The sequence below is a fragment of the Enterobacter cloacae complex sp. XAL002 genome (assembly GCF_049236805.1).
Taxonomy (GTDB): Bacteria; Pseudomonadota; Gammaproteobacteria; order Enterobacterales; family Enterobacteriaceae; genus Enterobacter; species Enterobacter intestinihominis.
The window spans coordinates 1-25,150 of sequence record NZ_JBMKJN010000040.1; the positions used below are offsets into that span (position 1 = coordinate 1).

The 25,150-nt window shown below is 58.0% G+C and carries 12 protein-coding genes; 7 read left to right on the forward strand and 5 right to left on the reverse strand.

The annotated features are described in order from the left end of the window. Together ACOT0L_RS23045 and ACOT0L_RS23050 are read right to left on the reverse strand one after the other, a co-directional pair. A partial coding sequence (locus ACOT0L_RS23045; RefSeq protein ID WP_421637277.1) for an Ig-like domain-containing protein occupies window positions 1-10,790 on the reverse strand: 10,790 nt, incomplete at its 3' end. Window positions 10,791-10,910: 120 nt separating this feature from the next. Beyond that, window positions 10,911-12,224, reverse strand: a complete 1,314-nt coding sequence (locus tag ACOT0L_RS23050; RefSeq protein ID WP_260473332.1) for a TolC family outer membrane protein — start codon at window positions 12,222-12,224, stop codon at window positions 10,911-10,913. A gap of 756 nt (window positions 12,225-12,980) precedes the next feature. Between ACOT0L_RS23050 and ACOT0L_RS23055 the strand changes: the two genes are divergently transcribed. Both ACOT0L_RS23055 and ACOT0L_RS23060 read left to right on the forward strand, forming a co-directional pair. Beyond that, the gene (locus tag ACOT0L_RS23055; protein WP_022648061.1) at window positions 12,981-13,724 is read left to right on the forward strand and encodes a DeoR/GlpR family DNA-binding transcription regulator; all 744 of its coding nucleotides are present in this window, start codon (window positions 12,981-12,983) and stop codon (window positions 13,722-13,724) included. Window positions 13,725-13,737: 13 nt separating this feature from the next. Next, window positions 13,738-14,805: an oxidoreductase gene (locus tag ACOT0L_RS23060; protein WP_126504360.1), complete on the forward strand. Its 1,068-nt coding sequence runs from the start codon at window positions 13,738-13,740 to the stop codon at window positions 14,803-14,805. Window positions 14,806-14,847: 42 nt separating this feature from the next. Here the strand turns inward: ACOT0L_RS23060 and cybB are convergent, their stop codons facing one another. From cybB to ACOT0L_RS23075, 3 genes are all read right to left on the reverse strand, one after another. Then, entirely contained in the window at window positions 14,848-15,378 is a 531-nt protein-coding gene (gene cybB, locus ACOT0L_RS23065; RefSeq protein ID WP_022648059.1) for a cytochrome b561, read from the reverse strand. A 499-nt stretch (window positions 15,379-15,877) separates the two neighbouring features. Next, a complete protein-coding gene (gene aldA / locus ACOT0L_RS23070; RefSeq protein WP_032624297.1) occupies window positions 15,878-17,317 on the reverse strand; it encodes an aldehyde dehydrogenase in 1,440 nt (479 codons plus the stop codon). A gap of 199 nt (window positions 17,318-17,516) precedes the next feature. Continuing rightward, window positions 17,517-18,311, reverse strand: a complete 795-nt coding sequence (locus ACOT0L_RS23075) for a YdcF family protein (protein WP_022648057.1) — start codon at window positions 18,309-18,311, stop codon at window positions 17,517-17,519. A gap of 391 nt (window positions 18,312-18,702) precedes the next feature. Between ACOT0L_RS23075 and ACOT0L_RS23080 the strand changes: the two genes are divergently transcribed. From ACOT0L_RS23080 to ACOT0L_RS23100, 5 genes are all read left to right on the forward strand, one after another. After that, complete coding sequence (locus ACOT0L_RS23080) at window positions 18,703-20,022, forward strand: MFS transporter (protein WP_126504358.1); 1,320 nt, start codon at window positions 18,703-18,705, stop codon at window positions 20,020-20,022. 157 nt (window positions 20,023-20,179) lie between these two features. Next, on the forward strand, window positions 20,180-21,832 hold the full coding sequence (locus ACOT0L_RS23085; protein WP_400211751.1) for an MFS transporter: 1,653 nt from the start codon (window positions 20,180-20,182) through the stop codon (window positions 21,830-21,832). Between the two features lie 22 nt (window positions 21,833-21,854). Continuing rightward, entirely contained in the window at window positions 21,855-22,937 is a 1,083-nt protein-coding gene (locus ACOT0L_RS23090; RefSeq protein WP_022648054.1) for an HlyD family secretion protein, read from the forward strand. Continuing rightward, a complete protein-coding gene (locus ACOT0L_RS23095; RefSeq protein WP_126504356.1) occupies window positions 22,934-24,313 on the forward strand; it encodes an efflux transporter outer membrane subunit in 1,380 nt (459 codons plus the stop codon). Before ACOT0L_RS23090 ends, ACOT0L_RS23095 begins: the two co-directional genes overlap by 4 nt. 74 nt (window positions 24,314-24,387) lie before the next feature. After that, a complete protein-coding gene (locus ACOT0L_RS23100; protein WP_126504354.1) occupies window positions 24,388-25,047 on the forward strand; it encodes an O-methyltransferase in 660 nt (219 codons plus the stop codon). Window positions 25,048-25,150 lie beyond the last annotated feature (103 nt).

Here is a 25,150-nt window from a genome sequence, read left to right on the forward strand (position 1 = left end):
GCCAGGTTGGCGCTGGTGCCGCTGACGCTCAGGTCCTGCCCTTTTTCTACCGCGTTCAGTACGTTGTCATCGCTGATGGCGTTGAAGCTGACCGACGGCACACCAGTATCGACGGTCACATTATGTGTGCCGCTGCCGGTATTGCCCGCCGCGTCGGTGACTGACGCAGTGACGGTCACGCTGCCGTCGCTGAGGCCTGAAATCACATTCGCCGGAACGCCCACGCTCCAGTTACCCGCCGCATCCAGCACGGTGGTGTACGACTGGCCGCCGATGGTGACGGTGACGGTGTCGCCCGCCGCCGCGCCGGTCGCGGAGCCGCTGACGATCTGCGCCTGATTGTGTTCAGCCACGTTAATCACATCGTCACCTGCAACGGTGTGGATGGTCACCGCAGGTACGGTGACGTCCACCGTCAGGGTGTGGTCAACCGACGCCGGGTTACCCGCCTTGTCGCTGACTGAGGCGGTGACCGTCACGCTGCCGTCGGTTAATCCTGCCAGATCCGCCGCCGGAACGTTCAGCGTCCAGCTGCCGTTCGCGCTGACGGTTGTGGTGTAATCTTTGCCGTTCAGCGATACGGTCAGCGTCTGGCCTGCTTCGGCGGTGCTGGTGCCGGAGATTGCCAGGTCAGACTGCGCTTCCGTGGCGTTCAGGATATCGTCTGTGGCAATCGTGTTGATGGTCACGGACGGCGCGGTAGCATCCACGCTGTACTCGCGCCCCGCCGAGGCGCTGTTGCCGTTCACGTTGGTGACGCTCGCCTGCACGCTGGCGTCGCCATCCTTCAGGCCAGCCAGATCCGCTGACGGCACGGTGTAAGTCCAGTTGCCGCTGTCGTCCACGGTGGTGGTGTAGATCCTGCCGTTCAGACTGATGGTCACGGTCTGCCCGGCTTCCACGTTGGTGGTCGCACCGGACAGCACCAGATCCGCGCCCTTCTCCGCCGCGTTAATCACGTCGTCGGTGGCAAGCGCATTGATGCTGATGGCAACGGTAGCCAGATCCACGGTCACATCGTGGCTGATGGTGATCGGGTTACCCGCCGCGCTGTCGCCGGTAACGCTGATTTTCACGGTGCCTTCCGGCCACGCGCTCACGTCGGTGGACGGGATCGCCGCGCGCCAGGTGCCGTCTGCCAGTACCGTTGCCGCGTAATCTTTACCGTTGACGGTAACCGTCAGCGCCGTGCCCGGCGCCAGCCCGTCGCTGGAGCCTGAAACAATCAGGTTCTGCGCGTGCTCAATGGTGTTGATCACTTCATCACCCGCCACGGTATTCACGCTCAGGCCCGGCATGTTAGCGTCGATAGCGATCTCGCGCTCGCCGGTCCCGGTGTTGCCGTGGCCGTTGGTGACGGTTGCCGTCACGCTCAGGCTGCCGTTGCCGAGTGCGGTCAGCACGTCAGACGGCACGTTGACGGACCAGGACAGATTGTTCTGCACCGTTGCGGTGTAGCTGTGGCCGCCGATAGTCACGGTCACGGTGTTGCCCGCTTCGGCATTCGCCACGGTGCCGCTCAGGGTCTGACCTGCCGCCACTTCCGCCGCGTTGATGACGTTGTCGCCCGCCACGGTGTTGATGGTGACGGTTGGCAGCGCGGTGTCCACCAGCAGGTTCGCGGTGTTGCTCACGCTGTTGCCCACGCCGTTGGTGGCGGTCGCGTTCAGGGTGTAGTTGGCTTCGCCCAGGCTCGCCAGATCCGCCGCCGGATAGTTCAGGCTCCAGGTGACGTCTGCCGCAGTTGTCGCAGTGTAGTTTTTTCCGTTCAGAATTACGGTCACCACGGTGCCTTCCGCCAGGTTGGCGCTGGTGCCGCTGACGCTCAGGTCCTGCCCTTTTTCTACCGCGTTCAGGACGTTGTCATCACTGATGGCGTTGAAGCTGACCGACGGCAGACCGGTATCGACGGTCACATTATGCGTGCCGCTGCCGGTGTTGCCCGCCGCGTCGGTGACAGACGCAGTGACGGTCACGGTGCCGTCGCTGAGGCCTGAAATCACATTTGCCGGAACGCCCACGCTCCAGTTACCCGCCGCGTCCAGCACGGTGGTGTAAGTCTGGCCGCCGATCGTGACGGTGACCTTATCGCCCGCCGCCGCGCCGGTGGCGGAGCCGCTGATGATCTGTGCCTGCTTGTGTTCAGCCACGTTAATCACGTCGTCGCCTGCCACGGTGTGGATGGTCACAGTCGGAACGGTGACGTCCACCGTCAGGTTGTGGTCCACCGACGCCGGGTTACCCGCCTTGTCGCTGACTGAGGCAGTTACCGTCACGCTGCCGTCGGTTAATCCTGCCAGATCCGCCGCCGGAACGTTCAGCGTCCAGCTGCCGTTCGCGCTGACGGTTGTGGTGTAATCTTTGCCGTTCAGCGATACGGTCAGCGTCTGGCCCGCTTCGGCGGTGCTGGTGCCGGAGATTGCCAGGTCAGACTGCGCTTCCGTGGCGTTCAGGATATCATCTGTGGCAATCGTGTTGATGGTCACGGACGGCGCGGTAGTATCCACGCTGTACTCGCGCCCCGCCGAGGCGCTGTTGCCGTTCACGTTGGTGACGCTTACCTGCACGCTGGCATCACCCTCTTTCAGACCGGTCAGATCCGCAGATGGCACCGTGGCGGTCCATTTACCCTCAGCGTCCACCGTGGCGGTGTAGTTCTTGCCGCCGAAGGTGATGGTGACGGTTTGATTTTCCTCCACGTTCGCAGTGGTGCCGGAGAGCACCAGATCTTCGCCCTTCTCGGCGGCGTTGATCACGTCATCGGAAGCGATGGCGTCAATGCTGATGGCGACGTTTGCCAGATCCACCGTTACATCATGGTTGATAGTCACCGGATTGCCCGCGCTGCTCTGCCCTTCAACGGTCACGGTGACCGTGCCTGCGGCAAGGGCACTCACGTCCGCAGAAGGGATCGCCGCACTCCAGGTGCCGTCTGCCAGCACGGTAGCCGCATAGGTTTTACCGTTTACGGTGACGGTCAGCGCCGTACCCGCCGTCAGGCCGTCGCTTGAACCCGTGATAATCAGATTCTGCCCGTGTTCGATGCTGTTAATCACGTCATCGCCCGCCACGGTATCCACGCGCAGGCCCGGCAGATTCGCGTCTATCACGATTTCGCGCTCGCCCGTTCCGCTATTGCCCACGCCGTTGGTGACACTGGCTGACACGGTTAAATCGCCGTTGCCCAGTGCGGTCAGCACCGACTCCGGCACGCTCACGGACCAGGTGAGATCGCTCTGCACCGTTGCGGTGTAGCTGTTGCCGCCAATGGTCACGGTCACGGTGTTGCCTGCTTCGGCATTCACCACCTTACCGCTGATGGTCTGGCCGGTTGCCAGCTCCGCAGCGTTGATCACGTCGTCGCCCGCCACGATGTTGATGATGACGCCAGGCAGAACGGATTCCACGTTCACGGTGTGCGAGGTGCTGGTGCTGTTGCCGACGCTATCCGTTGCGGAGGCCGACACTGTGTAAAGCGCTTCACCCAGTTGCCCCACCTCGCTCGCCGGAACGGTTGTAGTCCATTGGCCATTGGTAGCTACCGTGGCGCTGTACGCTTTGTCGTTGAGCATCACGGTCACCACCGCGCCCGCCGCCAGCCCGGAAGCCGTACCTGTGATGGTCAGATCCTGAGTTTTCTCGGTGTAGTTGATCACATCGTCACCGGACACGGTGTCAATGGTCAGCACCGGCGCGGTGAGGTTGACTTCAACCTCGTGCGTTGTGCTGTTGCTGTTTCCGGCTTTATCGGTCAGCGCCGCGGTGATGGTGTGATCCCCTGCGGTCAGAGCACTCACGTCCGCCGCAGGCACGCCTACGTTCCACTTGCCGGAAGCGTTCAGGGTCGCCGTGTAATCTTTGTTATTGATGGTGACGGTCACCACATCGCCCGCCTCCGCACCGGTCACGGAACCGGTGACAATCAGCGCCTGCGCATGCTCGGCGCTGTTGATCACGTCGTCGTCGGAAACGGTGTTAATGGTCAGCTGTGGCACTGTGGTATCCACCAGCACATCGCGATCCGCCGAGGCCGGGTTACCCGCTTTATCCAGGACGGCTGCTGTGATGGTGTAATCGCCGTCGGAAATCGCGCCGACATCCGCAGACGGTACGGTGACGCTCCAGCTGCCGTTTGCCTGCACGGTGGTGATGTAATTCTCGCCGTTCAGGGTCACGGTCACGGTCTGGCCCGCTTCCGCATCAGAGACGCCGTTGATGACCAGATCCTGCTGCGCTTCGGCAGCATTGATGATGTTGTTGTCGCTGACGATTTCAATCGACACCGTCGGCGCGGTGGCATCCACGCTGTACTCGCGGCCCGCAGAGGCGCTGTTGCCGTTTACGTTGGTGACGCTGACCTGCACGCTGGTGTCGCCGTCTTTCAGTCCGCCCAAATCGGCAGACGGTACGGTCGCCGTCCAGTGGCCGCTGGCATCCACCGTCGCGCTATAGGTCTTACCGCCGAAACTGATGGTAACGGTCTGGTTTTCTTCCACGTTGGTGGTCGAGCCGGACAGCACCAGATCCGCACCCTTCTCGGCTGCGTTAATCACGTCGTCGGTAGCGATGGCGTCGATGCTGATGGCGACCGGCGCCAGATCCACCTTCACGTCATGGCTGATGGAAACCGGATTACCCGCCGCGCTCTGGCCGTCAACGGTCACGGTGACTGTACCTGCGCTCAGCGCGCCGACGTCAGCCGCCGGAATAGCCGCCGTCCAGGTGCCGTCCGCCAGCACGGTTGCCGCGTAGGTTTTGCCGTTGACGGTGACCGTCAGCGCCGATCCGCTCGCCAGCCCGTCGCTGGAGCCGGTGATAATCAGGTTTTGAGTATGCTCGATGCTGTTGATCACATCGTCGCCTGCCACGGTATCCACGCGCAGGCCCGGCAGGCTGGCATCAATCGTAATGTCGCGCTCGCCGGTGCCGGTGTTGCCGTGGCCGTTGGTCACGCTCGCTGTTACGTTGAGATCGCCGTTACCGATAGCGGTTAAGACGTCAGATGCCACGTTAACCGACCAGCTCAGATCGTCCTGAACCGTCGCGGTATAGGTGTTGCCCCCGATACCGATCGTGACAGTGTCACCGCTCGCCGCGCCGCTCACTTTCCCGCTCAGGGTTTGTCCGGAAGCCACTTCCGCTGCGTTAATCACGTCGTCGGTGGCAACTGCATTAATGGTGACCTGCGGCAGCGCGCTGTCGACCAGCACGCTATGGCTGGTGTTCGCGCTATTACCCGCGGTATCGGTCACGCTGGCCGTCACGCTGTAGCTCGCTTCGCCCAGTGCCGAGACGTTTGCCGCCGGAACGGTGACGCTCCAGTTACCGCTGGCATCGGTGGTGGCGGCGTAACTGATACCGTTCAGGGTTACGGTGATGCGGGTCCCGTCCGGCTGGTTGCTGGTGCCGGAGACCAGCAGATCCTGACCTTTCTCGGTCGCGTTGATCACGTCGTCAACCGCCAGGGTAGTGATGGCAATCACCGGCGCGGTCAGGGAGACGTCAAACGCGTGCGTCGCGCTGGTGCTGTTGCCCGCTTTATCGGTGAGCGTGGCGGAGATCGTTTGATCGCCGTTAGCCAGCGCGCCCACGTCCGCCGCCGGAACGCCCACGCTCCAGTTACCGGCACCGTCCAGCATGGCGGTGTAGTCTTTGCCGTTCAGGGTCAGGGTAATCACATCGCCCGCCTGCGCGCCCGTCACCTTGCCGGTGACAATCAGCGCCTGGCCGTGCTCGGCAATATTAACAATGTCGTCGCCCGCCACAATGTTGAAGGTAATCTGCGGCACGGTAGTGTCGACCAGCACGGACGCCCCCGCGCTGGCCGGGTTGCCCGCTTTATCGGACACGGTCGCCGTGACCGCCGCGCTACCGTCTGCGATCCCCGCCAGATCCGCCGCCGGTACATCCAGCGTCCAGCTGCCGTTTGCCTGCACCTGGGCGGTGTACTGATTGCCGTTGAAGGTCACGGTGACCGTCTGACCTGCTTCGGCAGTAGACGTCCCGCTCAGGGTCAGATCCTGCGCCGCCTCTGCCGCATTCAGCATGTTGTCGGCGCTGATAGTGTTGATAGTGACCGCTGGCGCGGCGGTATCGACGCTGAATGCCTGCGAGGAAGAGGCCGCGTTGCCGTTCATGTTGGTTACGCTAACCTGTACGCTGGCGTCGCCATCCTTCAGGCCGCTCAGTTCGGCAGCCGGTACGGTGCAGGTCCAGTCGCCGTTGGCATCGACCATCGTGGCCCAGGTTTTACCCGCAAAGATAATGGTAACGGTCTGGCCCGCTTCAACGTTCGAGGAGGAGCCGAACAGCACTAGATCCTGGCCTTTTTCTGCCGCGTTCAGCACGTTGTCGTCCGTCACGCTGTTGATGCTTATCGCCACCGGGGCGAGATCGACATCCACCACGGTACCGATGTTCACCGGGTTGCCGGAGGTATCCTGCGCGCTGGCGCTGATGGTGAGCGCTCCATCCGCCCACCGGGAGACGTCCGCGGCCGGAACCGCAGCCTGCCAGGTGCCGTCCGCCAGTACCGAGGCGGAATAACTCTTGCCGTTGATGCTCACGGTGACGGTGCTACCCGCCGCCAGGTCGGTGCTGGTGCCGGAGATAACCAGGTTCTGCGCGTGTTCAATAACGTTAATGACGTCGTCACCGGCGACGGTATCAATGCGCAGGCCGGGCAACTGGGCGTCAATGGTGACATCCAGGGAAGACGATCCGGTATTACCGTGCGCGTTCGTCACGCTGGCCGATACGGTCAGGTCGCCGTTGCCGAGCGCGGTTAACTGACTCTGGGTTAACGGCAGGCTCCAGGTGAGATCGTCCTGTACGGTAGCCGTGTATGTCTGCCCGCCGATGATAATGGTGACGGTATCGCCCGATGCCGCGTTCGATACTTTCCCGGTCAGGGTTTGCCCTGCGGCCACTTCCGCCGCGTTAACGATATTGTCGCCCGCGACGTTGTTGAGGGTAACAACCGGCAGCGAGCTGTCCACCAGCACATCGTGCGTGGCAGAGGCGCTGTTGCCCACATTATCGGTGACGCTCGCCGTCACGGTGTAATTGGCTTCACCCAGCGCGCTCACCGCAGAGGCGGGTACGGTAACGCTCCAGTTGCCACTGGCGTCGGTGGTGGCTGCATAGTTGATACCGTTCAGATTAACGGTGATGGTGGTTCCTTCCGGCTGGTTGCTGGTACCGGAAAGCAGCAGATCTTCGCCCTTCTCTGCCGCATTGATCACGTCATCCGCTGCCAGCGTATTAATACCGATTACAGGCGTGACTGTATTGACCACCACATCCACTGAACTGCTGCCGGTGTTGCCGGACCGATCGGTCACGGAGACGTTAATGGTCCAGGTGCCGTCCGTCAGCCCCTGAACGACGGACGCAGGCAGGCCGAGGCTCCAGTTGCCCGCCGCATCCACCACGGTGGTGTAGTCCACGTTATTGATGGTGATGATGACCAAATCACCCGCCGCCGCGCCGGTGACGGAGCCGCTCAGGATCTGCGCCTGTGAATGGGCCAGCTGGTTAACGGTGTTGGTGTCGGTGACGAAATCGTTGATGGTCACCTGCGGCACGGTGGCATCCACCAGCCCAACGCGGTCCGCGCTGCTGCTGTTGCCCGCCACGTCACTGACGGTGGCCGTGACGGTGACATTGCCATCGGTCAGCGCGCCAACGTCGGCGGCAGGCACGTTCAACTGCCAGCGACCGTCCGCCTGGACCGTGGTCTGGTAAGATTTACCGTTCAGCGTCACGGTGACCGTCTGGCCCGCTTCAGCGGTTGTGCTGCCGCTGAGCACCAGATCCTGCTGCGCTTCTGCCGCATTAATGATGTTGTCGTCGGTCAGGTTATCAAGCGTAATGGCTGGCGGCTGCGTATCGACAATCACCACGCGTGAGGCGTCCGCGCTGTTGCCGTTAACGTTAGTCACGCTGACGCTCACCTGCGCCCGCCCGTCGATCAGCGTTTCCATCGCGCTCGCCGGAACGGTCAGGCGCCAGGAGCCGTCCTGCTGCACCTGTGCGGTAAAGGTTTGATCCGCGAATTTCACCACCACGGTTTGCCCGGCCTCTACGCCCTGCGTCTGACCGGAAAGCGTGACATCCGCGCCTTTTTCCGCCGCGTTGAGCATATCGTCAGTGGTTACGGTATCGATGGTGACGGCCACCGCGTTCAGGTCAAGCTCGATCGGGTGTTCAGCCGCCACGGTGTTGCCCCAGGCATCTTCCGCACTGACGCTGACGGTCATGCCTCCCGCCGTCCATGCCTGAAGGTCCGCCGACGGCACGCCAATCTGCCAGCTGCCGCTGGCGTTAACCGTGGTGACGTATTCAACATTATTGATGGTGACGGTGATCTGTGTGCCTTCGGCCAGATGAGTGCTGGAGCCGGTCACGGCCAGATCCTGCTGCTGTTCAATGGCGTTAATCACGTCATCGCCAGAGATCGTGTTCACGCGCAGGCCCGGCAGTTCGGCGTTGATGTTGATATCACGCTCGCCGGTGCCGGTGTTGCCGTGCGCATTGGTGACAGAGGCGCTGAAGGTTAAATCGCCGTCGCCAAACGCCTGAAGGTCGGCCGATGGGATGGTCACGCTCCATTTCAGGTCGCTGCCAACCGTCGCGGTGTAGCTCTTGCCGCCCACGGTGACAGAGACGGTATCGCCCGCCGCCGCGCCGGTGACGCGTCCGCTGAGGGTTTGGTCAACCGCCGCTTCGGCGTTATTGACCAGGTTATCCCCGGCAAAGGTGTTGAGGATCACCTGCGGCAGCGCGGTATCGACCAGCAGATTCGCCTCGGCGGAGCCGCTGTTACCCACGCTGTCGGTGCCGCTGACGCTCACGGTGTAAAGGGTATTCGCCAGATCCAGCACGTCGGAAACTGGCACCTGAACGGACCAGCTACCATTCTCAACGGTGGCCTGATAGTTAACGTTGTTCAGCGTCACGGTGACAGCGCTGCCGTTCGGCAGATTACTGGTCCCGCTCAGGCTCAGAGGCTGCATGGCCTCCAGCGCATTCAGGACGTTATCCTGGCTGATGGGGTCAAGGGTAAATTCCGGCGGGTTGCCGCTGAGCGTAATGCCGTGCGTCGCGCTGCCGGTGTTGCCCGCCGCATCGGTCACGGAGACCGAAATGCTGTGGCTACCTTCACCCAGCGCGCCAATGACAGAGGCCGGCACGCCGACGCTCCAGCTGCCGTCCGCCTGGACGACACCGGTAAAGGTCTTGCCGCCAACGGTCACGGTGACAACGTCGCCCGCCGCCGCGCCGTTCGCCTGGCCGGAAATAATCTGAGCCTGCCCCTGCTCGCTGGTGTTCAGAATGTCGTCGCCCGCGACAGTGTTGATAGTGACCACTGGCGCTGCGGTATCGACCGTGAAATCGGCGGTGGTGGAGGCCCCGTTACCCGCTTTGTCGCTGACGTTTGCCGTCAGGGTGTGCTCGCCGTTAGCCATCGCCTGTACTTCACTGGCCGAAAGCGTAACGGACCAGGTGCCGTCGCTGCCCACGGTCGCCGTGTGATTTTTGCCGTTCAGCGTGACCGTCACAATCTGGCCCGCTTCCGCATCGGTTTTTCCGGTCAGCGTCAGCGGCTGATTATGTTCAGCCGCGTTGATGATGTTGTCCTGGGCGATCGTGTCGACAGAAATCGCTGGCGCAGCGGTATCGACGCCAATCGTCTGGCTGCCGGTCACGGTGTTGCCCGCCGCGTCTTTGCCGCTGACGTTGACCGTCCAGGTACCATCGCCCAGCGCCTGCGCGTCAGCAGCAGGCACCTTCACGCTCCATGCGCCGTTTGCCCCCACTTCTGCGGAATAGGTTTTACCGTTCAGCGTGACGGTAAGCGCCGTTCCCTGCGCCAGGTTTTTGCTGGTGCCGGACAGCGTAAAGCCAGCGGCCTGCTCGCTGGCGTTGATCACGTTATCGCCCGCCGTGGTGGCGAGCGTCACGCTGGTATCCGCTGTAGAAACGGTTACGGTAATACTGCCCGCAGAGGTCGTTTTACTGCCGTCGATCTGGACGACGGACCAGGTATGTTCCCCCTCCGCCTGGGTCGGAAGTGTTACCGTCCAGGTGCCGTCCTTTGCGACCATGGTGCTGGCGATGGTGCTGCCGCTGCTGTCTTTAACCTGAATGGTCGCGCCCGGCTGCCCGGTACCGCTGAAGGTTGGGGTGTTATCATCCGTGACCTCTTTTGCACTCAGCACCCCCTGCTTGTCACCCGCGTTATCCGTCAGCAAAAATGTTGGCGTGGCGCTTTCGACTTCTTTCGTATTATCAATAACTTTTGTTTTGGTTTCGCCGTCACCGCCGTGAGCCAGCAGTGCGCCAATCGCACCGCCTCCCAACGCCGCTCCGGCAATCCAGCCCCACGGCGCATCGCTTAAGACGCTTCCCTGCTCCAGAAAAGGTTCAATGCTGCTAATGGGTGCAGCCTGGGCGGTTAATTCGGTGGCGGCAACGCCTGATGCTTCCCCGGCATCGGCAAATGAAATATGCGTCAACTCCTGGTTATCGTTAAATACCAGTTCGGAATGATTATGGGTTTCCGTGTCTTCGACAAAATAATTATTGCAGCGGATCACGCTGCCATCTTTCATATAAATGAGGAGGTCATTCCCCTGGCGGACATAACGCACCACGTCCTGAGCAGAACCCTGAATTTCAATCACGCTCGGCGATGAAATAGAGACCGAGAGATTCCCTTCACCGGTTAATTTCGTTTTTTCTGCCGTTTTTCGAATGATAACATCAACAACTTTTGCGTTACTCATATTCTTCTCCTTGCAGGTGCGCGTATTCCTGTGGTTATGTCCACCAGAGGGATGTAACTATCCCTGGGAAAAACCACCCATTATTGTCTGACTTATTTCGCGCAGAAAGGCGCGCCTTTTTTAACTCAAATCAGGTAATTTCGCGGCAGCGTTTTTCTCTATTCCGATAAGCGGCATGAGATTATCCACCGCGGAGGCGTAATTAATCGCCGCGCTCCAGCCATCGTATTCAGCCATTATTTTCGCTGAGGTGGCAGACCAGACATCCTGCTCCACGCTGAGCAGATCGTTAATGCTGCGCTTGCTCAGGGTATATTCATTTTTGTAGACGTCGCGGGCGCGCAACGCATTTTCCAGCTGACGTTTTCCGGCCTCCATTCGTCCTCGCGCCCCGGTCCAGTCGGCCTGTGCGACGGAGGCTTTTTGCAGGACATCAAAACGGGCCTGATCGACCTGAGACGATGCCATTGCCCTTGCGCCCTCGGCCTGACGGACGCGCGCCGAGACCGCGCCGCCCTGATAAAGCGGTGCATCAATATTGAGCTGGATCTGATCATCCCAGTACGCGCGATTATCAGACTCGTACCGGGTGCGGCCCCCTTTCAGGCTTAAGGTTGGCCAGTGCTGTGACTTCGCGGTTTCTACGCCGTACTGGGCTGAACGCTCCATGTTCTGCGCGGCCATCACCGTTGGGATCAGTGAATAATCAATCCGATTGAGAGAATCCGGCTCCACGGCCAGACCTCCCGGAACCGGTGAATAGCGTTCAGCCTGTATGCCAGTTAATACCGCCAGCCGCGCGCGGGCGCTGTTCAGTGACGCATTGTACTGCTCTACCGTCGCCTGCATTCCGGCAATACGGGTGCGGGTCTGAAGCTCATCAGAGGTGGAGCTTACGCCTGCATCGGCGCGGAGTTTTGCCAGCTGCTCAACGTTTTTAAGCGCCTGCACGTTCTCTGTTGCCGCCTGTAGCAGATCGCTGTAGCGTTTCACTTCCACATAGCTGAGGGCCGTTTTTTCCGCGACGGCAGACATCGTGCTCATCAGCTGGTAGCGATAGCTGTCACGCTGAGCTGAAGACTGGCTGATGCTGTTATTGGTCTTGCCAAAATCGTACACAAGCTGCGTCAGGCTCAGCCCCCAGGCTGCGGAATTTCGCAACGAGCCGCTCGAATCGGTGGTCTGGCTGTGACCCGTACTCCCGTTCAGGGCTATTTGTGGCATCCAGCCACTACGCGCTTCGTCTATTTGTGCCTGGCCAATCCCCAGCTGTGCAGCCTGCTGACTCACCGACGGGTCGCGGTCAAGAGCGAAAAGAATACTTTCTTTCATCGTCATTGCCGCAACGGGAGATATCCCTACCAGACCGTTAGTTGCATGAGCCGCAGTCACCACCAGTGAAATTAAGGTCAGGGAAGCAGATAATCTGAGCATCCTGTTATTGCATTTCATCTTTATAATACCCCCGGACTTCAGGTGATGGCTAAATAATTACCAGGAAGAGGTACAAATAATTCACCCTATTTTCCCCACTCCTGTTTGATAAATTCCGCCAATAGTCGCCCACACCCATTTCAATTGAGATGAGAGCCGTACAATCTCTTTTTTTCTTTTAAGAATTTACTTAAATATTTATTGATTCGCAGCATAACAAAATGTGATATGAGCGACCACATCCGTAATGTTAATGTGGTGTTACAAATAAGAAAAAAGATGGGGTTTCTGGACAAATGGCTATTAGATGCGTTTACGCTGAAACATATAAACCCTCTGTAATTTAAGGAAAATTCTGAAAGACCTTGATGTACATTTTTGCGTTTATTTCATCTCGAATCAGACACAAAGATTTTCAAAGAACTGTCAATTTAAGTCATTCGCTGATTAATATTAAATTATTTTACTTTAAAAAGAATATCTAATAGATATAAGCACCAATTTATATTTATAATCTGGTTTTATATTCTTATTCGAACTCCTTATTCGGTAGCTTTAACCAAATTTCTATGTAAAACATAGCGTTAACATCAGGTCTAAACGATACATACATGTTTTTGATGACTGATTAATGCTAATTCAATATTCACCTTATTAAACTGTTTTTGGACAACATCCCCCTCCTGTTACGATTCCCTTTCCTGTAAAATGCTGTAAACTGCATAGTATTGCGACATTTTGCAGGATACTGCACCCATGCATAAAACCGCCAGACAGAAATATGTACTTGAAATTATTACTGAACAAGGCCAGGCCAGCATCACTGAGCTGGCAGAAAAGTTGCAGGTTTCGGCGGATACCATCCGTCGCGATCTGACCGATCTGGAAAAACAGGGACTGGCGCAAAAAAACCATGGCGGCGCCATCGCGCTGAATCTCTCGACGATGAACCGAGTTAGCAGGAATACCTTACTGCCTGAAATCAAGCAGCGGCTGGGTAAACAGGTTGCGCAGTGCGTACCTGCGGGCTCGACGCTTTTTCTGGACGCCGGAAGCACACTTCTGGCCGTTGCCTCTTTCCTGCAGGGACCGCTCACCATAATCACCCCTTCTCTTGATATCGCCCAGCAGGTTAGCGATCGGGAAGATATCGATCTGATCCTGCTTGGTGGAAAGTGGGATCAGAAACAGCGCCTGTTTGCCGGAAGCGCCACCCTTTCGCTGCTCTCTCGCTACCGGGCGGATATCGCCATCCTTGGCGCATGCGCCATTCATGCCGAGCTCGGATTGAGCGCCAGTCAGGAGGCGGATGCCGAGGTGAAGCGTGCCATGCTGGCCGCAAGCCAGGCGCACTGGGTAGTCGCCGATCATCTGAAACTCAACCAGTGCGAACCTTATCTGGTTTCAGGGTTATCCCAGATTCATCAACTGTTTTTAGATCGTCCCTGGGCAGAGCTCGGGGACCATAGCGCCGTGCAGGTTACCGTTTGCGCGCATTAACGTGGAGAAGGTCATGAATAAAGTGAAGACAATGAATATTGCGCTGATCGGGTATGGTTTTGTGGGTAAGACGTTTCATGCCCCGCTGATCCAGTCCGTCGACGGCCTGAAGCTGGCGGTGGTCTCATCCCGGGATGAAGAAAAGGTCAAACGCGATCTGCCGGACATCCTCGTTGTTGCCACCCCTGAAGAGGCTATTCAGCACCCGGATATCGACCTGGTGGTTATCGCCTCCCCTAACGCGACCCATGCGCCGCTGGCCACCCTGGCGCTCAACGCCGGCAAGCACGTAGTGGTGGATAAGCCATTTACGCTGGATATGCAGGAAGCGCGAGATCTGATTGCGCTTGCGCAAGAAAAACAGCGCCTGCTCTCTGTCTTCCATAACCGCCGCTGGGACAGCGATTTTCTCGGCATTAAGCAGGTGATTGAGCAAGGCAGTATCGGCAAGGTAAAACACTTTGAATCGCATATCGATCGTTTCCGCCCGGAGGTTCGCGTGCGCTGGAGAGAGCAAAATGTTCCCGGCAGTGGCCTGTGGTTCGACTTAGGCCCGCACATGATTGACCAGACGCTACAGCTTTTTGGTCTGCCGCTGTCGGTACAGGGCAACATCGCCACCCTGCGTGACGGTGCGGAAATTAACGACTGGGCGCACGTGGTGCTGAACTATCCTGAACACAAAGTGGTCCTCCATTGCAGCATGCTGGTGGCAGGCGGCGTTGCCCGCTTTACCGTCCACGGCGATAATGCCAGCGTGGTGAAAGCGCGCATCGATCAGCAGGAAGCCCAGCTTCTGGCAGGCGTCATTCCGGGTAGCGAAAGCTGGGGTGAGGACAGCGACGCTATGGTGCTGTTTAATGCCCAGGGTGAAGCCAGCGCTATCCCTGCGCCAAAAGGCGACCAGCGGCAGTACTATATAAACGTGCGCGATGCCCTGAACGGCAAGATTGACAATCCGGTCCATCCGGTGGAAGCCCTGGCGGTGATGGCGGTGCTGGAAGCGGCGGTAAAATCTTCAGAAACGGGTACAACTCAGGAACTGGACTTAACGGCGCAGGAGCGCGCGCAACTGCAATAAGCCGCAAAAAAAATGCCCTGCGGGTTGGCAGGGCATTATCGGTCACTGACGCTTTTTCGGCATCATGCGCAGCAGCGTATTGTCTTTCCAGAAATAGTGATGCATCAGCGCGGCAAAGGCGTGCAAACCAATCACAAAATACCCCAGATTCGCCAGCGTTACGTGCCACGCTTTTAGCGTATCCACCAGGTCAAAATTCCCCTCCGCCGCATGCGGCATCGTCAGGCCAAACGCAAACCAGTCATTTCCCCGGTTATACATCATCACCATGCCGATCAGCGGCAGCGCAATAAACAGCAGGTAGATAACCAGATGCCCCAGATGGGACAGCCCGGTGATCATCGCTTTTGGTTTCGGTTGAATGGGCGGAGCCGGGAATTTCAGGCGGATAAACAGGCGCGCCACCATCAGCACCAGGATGCTGATCCCGCAGGAAACGTGGATCATATTAATAAGCGGACGATCGGTTCGCGGGAACCAGCCTCTGAATTCCATGGCGCAATAGGCCATAATCACTAACAGAAAAACCAGCCAGTGAATGCTGATTTGCAGACCCGTATATTTTGTGCGCATGTTGTTTCCCGATAAATAACAGTTATCGCGCCAACATAACCACCTTTCCTGAAAATGTGAACCCCCTTTTACGGAGGGCCGAGTATGCCCAGTTATTTGAAATCAGAAGCATTAACGTGCCTTCAGAATAACGGAGGGATTACAGCGATGCCCAGGTCCGGCTGTAAATCGCTGAGGCGTTTGCCTTCCGGCCGGGGCGAGGCGCAGGGATGCGCCGAGAGGGCGGGCTTTACAGGGATGTTACCTCCGCCCGTCCCCGATAAGCCGGAAGGAATAAGCCGAAGGGACCGCGAAGCGGCGATTTACCGCCGGGAGCCAGGGTGGTGGCGACTGAGCCACCCTGGCACGTTCACCGGTCATTTTGTTACAGAGTAGCAAGGAACCTAAAGTGAACGGAATGACCACCAGAGCCGTATGTTCCCCTCACCCTAACCCTCTCCCCAAAGGGGCGAGGGAACTGCTCAGTGCACACATTATCTCGCATGGAGGGGGCTCCTGATTACGACTGTAAATAGACTACCTGCGTCTGCAAATACTCATTCAGACCGTGTTTGCCATCCGCCCCGCCGATCCCGGATTTCCGCCAGCCCGCATGGAAGCCCTGCATCGCTTCAAAGTTTTCACGGTTAATGTAGGTCTCGCCGAACTTAAGCCCTTTAATTGCTTTCATGGCGACATTCAGATCCTGCGTATATACAGACGAGGTTAAACCGTAGTCGCTGTCGTTGGCCATTTTCAGGGCCTCTTCCAGGGTGTCGAAAGCCACCACCGGCAGCACCGGGCCAAAGGTCTCTTCGTGCATGATGGCCATGTCCTGATGTACGTCAAGCAGCAGCGTTGGGGGATAAAAATACCCTTTGCCCTCTGCCGCTTTACCGCCAAGGACCACTTTAGCCCCTTCCTGCACCGCGCGCGCCACCTTCTGCTCCACACGCTCCAGCGCGGCGGCGTTGATCAGCGGCCCCATGGCAATATCCGTTCGCTCAGCCGGATTGCCAAACTGGACGGCTTTCATTGCCTCGCCCAGACGATTCACAAAGCGGTCGTAGATCCCCTTCTGAACATAGACACGTTCCGCGCAGTTACACACCTGTCCGGTATTGATGACGCGTGAATCCACAATGGCCTTCACGGCCAGCTCGAGGTCGGCATCGTCCATCACGATGGCCGGGGCTTTACCACCCAGCTCCAGCCCCACTTTGGTGATGTTTTTCGCAGCCGCAGCCATGATCTTTTCACCCGCCCCGACGCTGCCGGTCATGCTGACCATCGCCACTTTCGGGTTCCCGGCCAGCTCCTGTCCGACGGTTTCACCGCGGCCCAGCACCAGATTGAAGACGCCTTTCGGCAGGCCAATCTCGTCGACGATTTTGGCAAACGCAATGGCGTTGTTTGGGGTAAATTCGCTCGGTTTGATAACGATGGTGTTGCCGGTGATTAGCGCAGGAGCGAGCTTACGGGCAATCAGGAAGAAGGGAAAGTTCCACGGCAGAATGCCGGTGGTGACGCCAAGGGCGCGCTTAAACACCAGAATATTCTCGCCCGGACGGTCGCTCTGAATGATTTCCCCTTCATAACGGCGCGCCCACTCGGCCATATAGTCGATATAGTCAGCGGTAAAGTTAACCTCCACTTCCGCCAGCTGCTGGATCTTGCCCCCTTCGGCCACAATCAGCGCGCTGATTTCGCTGACGCGCTCGCGGATCCCGGCGGAAATTTTGCGTAGCCAGCTGGCGCGTTCAATGGCAGGCAGCGCCTCCCAGCCAGCCTGCGCGCGCTCTGCCGCGTCAATGGCCTTGCGGGCGTCCTCGGCGGTGCCGTCGGGAATACGGGAAATGACCTCTTCCGTGGCCGGATTGATCACGTCAATCCAGGCATCACCCTGCCAGGCAACAAACTGTCCATCAATATACATAGGATGTTGTACGGGTACTGTCATAACCTGCTCCTGTAATCACACTGTTTTTAACAAGTAAACTTAATGTTAAAAACTATAATTACCGGGGCAATTGCCTACTCTATGAGTCTGTTTTTGTGAGATATCTCATAAAAGAAACGGGTCAGCCCGTTTCAAAAATCACAAATCGGCAACAAAGGCTGCCCGTTTGCGTAAAAGATGGCGCAAACGGGCAAGAGCATTACAGCAGAGAACGGCTCACCAGCGCGTCGGTGAGAATGACGTCGTTTCGCAGGATCTGCCACGCGGCGTCCACGTCGGCAGGGATATCGACATGGGCAATGAAATCACGTCCCGCCGGACCGTAGCCGTTGATGTCGTCCCTGAGTCGCGGAAATTCACCCAGCACCAGCGACAGGTAACGTTCTACCGGCCATAACCCCTCGACCGGGCCGCTGAACGCCAGACCGTCGTCACTGTTTTGCAGCACGGGCGTCAGGCCGGGATGACTCATCCATGCGGGCGATGCAGCCTCGTCGCGGCAAACGCGGGCAAACGTAGCCATTGTGCGACGCTGCATCGTCGGGTCCTGCACTACCAGCACCCGGGCGGCGTTCAGTCCGGACTGTTTCATCAACGCCCGGCTGAAGCGGGCGTTTTCGCCACAGTTGGTCGACTGATCCTCAACGTGAAGATGCTCAGCCGGAATGTTCCAGAATTCACGGGCGATGTCGGCCAGAATAGCCGCCTCAGCCCGCCCGGTGGTGGGTATCCTGTTATAGCGGGGGTGCTTTGCAATCGCGGCGTAGAGGAAGGTCGTCGAGTGACCGATCCCGCCGCTGATGATCAGAGGAACCCCCTGTTCAGCCGCGATTTTACAGGCAGCATCAATCGCGGGGATCACCGCGTTACCCGCCAGAATCACCAGATCAACGGGCTGGTTGTCCTGATAGTCGTCCTGAGCAAGCCACGCCCCAACGGTATTCACGGCGTCGAGGGTGGTACCAGGCAAACAGGGGAAAAGTGCCATTGTCATCGTTACCTCCTTACAGCATTAATCTTTAGAGTACTTCACACAACGGGGTTGAAAAGGAGATCACTCTGAAAGCCGAGGTGCTCATTACGCTGCATATTTGTCATTTTGATGAAATAACCAGAAACATCCAAAAACAATTGGGTTGCACCCTGAGTTTGTGCTTTTGATTATCTGCCCTTCAACACATCCTGCCACAACAGCGTGCTGAAAAAGCACCAGTTGCTGCTTAATCCATCGTGATCTGACCCGTTTTAGTTCTGGCTGACTTGCCAAAGGTAACATCCAACCCTAAGTTGCTTAACAATTTCACAACCATTACACACCGACAGGTTGCACCTGAAGCGCGCCAGGTAACACCTCTATTATCATCCACGTGGCGGAGTTTTGAGTCATGACACAACATGAGAGCACGACAACGGTATTGCGGAAAAACAAAAAGGTATTAATTGCCAGTCTTACGGGAAGTTCTATTGAATGGTTTGATTATTTTCTCTATGGCACCGCTGCCGCGCTGGTGTTTAACAAGATTTTCTTTCCGATGGTCGACCCGGTAATCGGGCTGATCCTCTCCTATCTCTCCTTCTCGTTGACCTTTTTTATTCGCCCCATTGGCGGCGTTCTCTTTGCACATATCGGGGATCGTATCGGTCGCAAAAAAACGCTTGTCCTCACCCTTTCATTGATGGGAGGTGCAACCGTGATGATTGGCCTGCTGCCCACCTACGACATGATCGGGATGTGGGCGCCCGCGTTGCTGATCCTGATGCGTATTATTCAGGGGATGGGTATCGGCGGTGAATGGGGTGGCGCGCTGCTGCTGGCTTACGAGTATGCTCCAGAAAAACGCAAAGGCTTCTTCGGCAGTATTCCGCAGGCGGGCGTTACCATCGGCATGTTGATGGCGACATTTATCGTCTCGCTAATGACGCTGTTCAGCGAAGAGGATTTTCTCTCCTGGGGCTGGCGCATTCCGTTCCTGCTCAGTTCCGTGCTGGTAATATTGGGGCTTTGGATCCGGAAAGATATTGACGAAACGCCTGATTTCCAGAAAGTGAAAAAATCCGGTCAGGTTGCGAAAGCTCCGCTGCGCGACACCATAAAACACCACTGGCGTGAAGTGCTAATTGCCGCCGGGCTTAAGGTTGTTGAGACAGCACCGTTCTATATTTTCTCCACGTTTGTGGTGAGCTACGCCACTACCACCCTGACCTATCAGAAATCCCAGGCGCTGGAGGCAGTAACTCTTGGCGCACTGGTCGCCACTATCATGATCCCGCTGATGGGGCTGCTCTCCGACAGGGTTGGCCGCCAGCGTATGTACGCCGTCAGTGTCTTCGTGCTCGGCCTGTTTATCGTGCCCTGGTTTATGCTGCTGAATACCGGTACCACCTGGGGAATTGTGCTCGCGACCGTTATCGCTTTTGGCGTACTGTGGGCACCGGTGACGGCGGTTCTCGGCACGCTCTGCTCTGAAATTTTCAGTGCCAACGTTCGCTACACCGGTATCACGCTGGGTTATCAACTTGGGGCCGCGCTGGCGGGCGGAACGGCACCGCTAATCGCTACCGGACTGCTGGCGAAACACGACGGCGACTGGGTACCCGTGGCCTGGTATCTGGGCGTGACGGTCGCTATCTCCCTCATTGCAATTTTTTGTGCCAGCCGCATCAACCGTGAACGCCACCTTCAGGCGCAGCCGGAACAGCGATAATATTATTGCGGCTCCGTTCGCGAGCCGCACTTTTTCTTCATCATTCCCTCTACATTTGATTAACATACAATATTCGTATTCACTTGAATTATGATTTGCGTCAGCCGTAGAATCATTAGCCCGCTCACAATTCAACATTTTGAAAGGTAACCCCGTTATGCGCCTGCCCCAACGCGATCCTTATGCTCCTCGCGAGTGGCAGCCACACGAGAAACCCGCTCTGCTGGGTTCCCCTTCCACCCCGGAACATCCGACGTCGAAACGGATCGCCTATGGCGTGGTCGGCCTGCTGGTGTGTCTGACCGGGGCGCTGGGTAACGCGGTCGTCACCGCCAATCTGCAAAATCTGCAAGGCACCTTCGGCGCCTGGTCGACTGAAATCGCCTGGCTGCCTGCCGTCTATGTCATGACCAACGTCTCCATCAACCTGCTGCTGGTAAAATTTCGCCAGCAGTACGGTTTGCGCGCGTTTACGGAAGGCTTCCTGGTGCTGTATGTGCTGGTCACCTTTTTCCACCTGTTTGTGAACGATCTCAGCTCGGCGCTGATGGTACGGGCGGCACACGGGATGGTCGCCGCCGCGCTCAGCTCGCTCGGCATTTATTACCAGATACAGGCCTGGCCCGCGAAGCACCGACTGAAGGCGCTGACCATCGGCATTACCGGTTCGTCGCTGGCGATACCGCTGGCGCGGCTGTTCTCCACCGAGCTGTTGCAGCTTGATGAGTGGCGTGGGCTGTACTTCTTCGAGCTGGGTTTGGCCCTGATCTCACTGGCCTGCGTGATGGTGCTGAAACTGCCCCCGGGCGATCGACGCAAAGTTTTCGAGAAAAAAGATTTCATCACCTTCTTTTTGCTTGCGCCCGGTATGGCGCTGTTGTGCGCGGTTCTGTCGCTAGGGCGTCTGGAATGGTGGTTTGAAACACCGTGGATCGGCTGGGCGTTGGCTCTCTCGCTGGTGCTAATTGTCTGTGCAATCGTCTTTGAACATAACCGCAGCAACCCGCTGCTCAATACCCGCTGGCTGTCCAGCGGCAGCATCATACGCCTGGGGTTGATTATGCTGCTGATCCGCATCGTACTGGCGGAACAGAACACCGGCGTCATCGGCTGGCTGCAATATGCGGGCCTACAGAATGAACAGATGACCCATCTGGCGTGGTCTATTTTCGCCGGAATCGTCTGCGGTATCGTCACCAGCTGTCTGACGATCAAACCCACTAAGCTGGCCTGGCCGATTATCACCTCGCTGGCGCTGATGATTGTTGCTTCGCTGCTGGACAGCCAGTCCAACAACCTGACCCGGCCGGATCAGCTGATGTTCAGCCAGTTCCTGCTTGGTTTCGGCAGCGCTTTCTTCCTCGCCCCTGCGATGCTGGCCGCCATTGGCGGGGTGATCGCCGATCCACGCAATCTGGTCAGCTTTTCCGTGATGTTTGGCATGAGTCAGAACCTTGGTGGCCTGCTGGGTTCTGCAATCCTTGGTACCTTCCAGACCTGGCGCGAGAAGTACCATTCCAGCCTGCTGGCTGACCAGCTCACCACCCTCAACCCGCTGGTGAACGAACGCATTCAGCTTTACACCCAGATGTATAAAAGCCTGGTTGGCGACAGTTCCCTGTTGGGAACCCAGGCCATTATTCAGCTTCAGACGGTGACGACGCTTGAGGCAAACATTCTGGCTTACAACGATACTTATCTCCTGACGGCGAGCATTGCCACAGCCACGCTGGTCTGGATTTTATGGCGCTTGCTGCGCCTGCGCATCACCGCCCGTATGGCCCTTAAGAACGCCACTGGCAATAAGTAATGACTATTTTTCAGGAGAAGTTATGAGTCAGCAGGATGCCGCCAAAGAGCAGGCCAACACCCGCAAAAATGTACGCGTCGTTTCCATTTTCACCGCCGCGGCTATCGGCATTGTCGGGGTGCTGGTGATCCTTTATGCCTGGCAGTTGCCCCCGTTCACGCGTCATACCCAGTTTACTGATAACGCCTACGTGCGCGGCCAGACCACGTTCATCAGTCCGCAAGTCAACGGCTACATTACTGAGGTCCATGTTCAGGATTTTGTGCAGGTTAAAAAAGGCGACCTGCTGTTGCAGATTGATGACCGGATCTATCGCCAGCGTGTCCATCAGGCCGAGGCGCAGCTGGCAATGAAAATTGCTGCGCTGAACAACAACCTGCAACAGCGTAAAAGCGCGGAAGCGGTGATTGCCAAAAACGAAGCGGCACTGAAAAACGCCCGTGCCCAAAGTCTGAAAACCCAGGCGGATCTGAAACGCGTGAAGGATCTGACCGCAGACGGCTCCCTGTCCATTCGCGAGCGCGATGCGGCGCTGGCCAGTGCCGCCCAGGGGAGCGCCGATATCGACCAGGCGAAAGCAACGCTTGAGATGTCGCGCCAGGATCTACAAACGGTTATCGTCAATCGCGCTTCGCTGGAAGCGGACGTTCAAAATGCGAAAGCCGCGCTGGAGCTTGCGCAGATCGATCTGCAAAACACCCGCATTGTCGCGCCGCGTGACGGTCAGCTCGGGCAGATTGCGGTGCGTCTGGGAGCGTACGTCACCGCCGGGACGCACCTTACCACGCTGGTCCCGCCGCAGCACTGGGTGATCGCCAATATCAAAGAGACGCAGCTGGCGAATTTACGCGTCGGACAGCCAGTGAAATTCACCGTCGATGCCTTAAACGATAAAGCCTATCAGGGCCGCGTGGAGAGCATATCCCCGGCCACAGGCGTCGAGTTCAGCGCTATCACCCCGGATAACGCCACGGGCAACTTTGTTAAAATCGCCCAGCGCATCCCGGTACGCATTGAGGTACTCGGTGAGCCGGAGGCGTACCGGCTGCTGCGCCCTGGCATGTCGGTGCAGGTCACCATCGACACGCGGGAGGCGAAACAATGACGCTTCGCCCGATAGCCGGCCTGCTGATGATGGCTATCCTTGCGGGTTGCCAGTCGGTTGACGTAGAGCCCGCCAAATCGTCCCTGCACATCCCGGCCCAGTGGCGCGCGACGTCGGGGCCAACCAGCCCGACAGAACAGCTCTGGTGGCGCAATTTCCACGACAGCAATCTGAACCGCTATGTGGATCAGGCGCTGAAGAACAACAGCGACGTGCTGATTGCCCGCGAGCGGATTAACGAGTATCAGGCCCGGGTGTACGCTGCCGACGGCAGCCTGTTCCCGTCGCTTGACGCGGGCGTGACCGGGACGCGCGCGCGCTCGCAGTCCGCCGCAACAGGCCTTCCGGTATACGGTACGTTGTACAAAGGCAGCCTGACCGCCAGCTACGACGTGGATATCTGGGGGGTAAACCGCAGCACCTCCCGTGCCGCCGAAGCGTCGCTGGAGGCACAAAAGGCGGCGGCCGCGGCGGCAGATCTCACGGTCGCATCGTCGGTGGCCTCCGGGTACGTCACTCTCCTGTCGCTGGATGAACAGCTTCGCGTTACCCAGTCCACGCTGAAATCGCGTGAAGAGGCGTTCAATCTTGCTAAACGACAGTTTGAGACGGGATACAGCTCTCGCCTTGAGCTGATGCAATCGGATTCTGAGCTGCGCGCCACCCGCGCTCAGGTTCCACTGCTTCAGCACCAGATTGCGCAGCAGGAGAATGCGCTCAGCCTGCTGCTGGGCAGCAACCCGGGTGACGTTGTGCGCGGTGAAAGCTTTGATGCCCTGATGCCGCTGAAACTGCCCTCCCAGTTGCCGTCGACGTTACTGAACCGGCGTCCGGATATCGTCCAGGCTGAACGTCAGCTGATTGCGGCGGACGCGACGCTGGCGGCATCGCGTGCCAGCCTGCTGCCGTCGATCAACCTCACGGCCACAGGATCGGTGCAGGATCGCACGCTGTCGGGATTGCTGGATAACCCCCTCCAGCTCTGGAGCGTGGGCGGCAGTATTCTTGCGCCGCTGCTGAACCGACAGGCGCTGAATGCACAGGTGGATATCTCCCAGTCTCAGCGTAATCAGGCGTTGTACAGCTACGAAAAAACCGTACGTAATGCGTTTGCCGAGGTGAATGACAGCCTTGATGCCATCACCCGTTATCAGGAACAGCTTAACGAGCTGCTGGCTCAGCAGGCGGTCGCGCAGGAGACGCTGCGGATAGCGCAAAACCGCTACCGCAACGGGTACTCTTCTTATCTGGATGTGCTCGATGCACAGCGCACGCTGTTCTCGGTGCAGACCAGCGTGGTACAGGTGAAAAACAACCTGCTGCTGGCGCAAATTGATTTGTATAAAGCGCTGGGCGGCGGTTGGGTCAGTGCGTGAAAACATGCCGGGTGGCGGCTACGCCTTACCCGGCCTACATTTCGCCTCTGGCGATACCCCCAAGGAGTCAATCTATGCAACAGCAGTGGTGTTCAGTAGATAATTACATGATTTCGTCGCTTATTCCTGAAGATGAAGTTCTCCAGAACGTCCTTGAAAACAACAAACGCGCCGGTTTACCCGAGCACGACGTTGCCGCAAATCAGGGGCAACTGCTGGCGCTGTTTGTCCGCATGACGCAGGCGCGTCGAATACTGGAAATCGGTACGCTGGGCGCGTATAGCTCAATCTGGATGGCGCGCGCCCTGCCGCCGGATGGAAAGCTGATTACGCTTGAAGCGGACCCGAAACATGCCGCTGTTGCACGCCAGAATATTCATCTTGCGGGACTCGGCGATCGTATCGAACTGATTACAGGCCCGGCGCTAAAGTCGCTCGAGAATTTCGGTGACGTCCCGCCCTTTGACCTGATCTTTATTGATGCCGATAAGCCAAACAATCCCGGCTACCTGGAGTGGGCGCTGCACTACTCCCGTCCCGGCACGGTCATAATCGGCGATAACGTGGTGCGCGACGGCGAGGTGGTTAACGGGCAAAGCGACGATGCACGCGTGCAGGGGGTACGGAAGTTTATCGAGATGACTGGAGATAACCCACGCTTAACCGCCACCACGCTGCAAACGGTGGGCGTTAAGGGGTGGGATGGGTTTACGCTAGCGATGGTGGAACGATAAAAAAGCCGGGTGGCGGCTACGCCTTACCCGGCCTGCATGTTCTCCCGTAGGCCCGGTAAGCGCAGGGTATGAACCGGAAACATGGGTAACACTTTAGACCGGA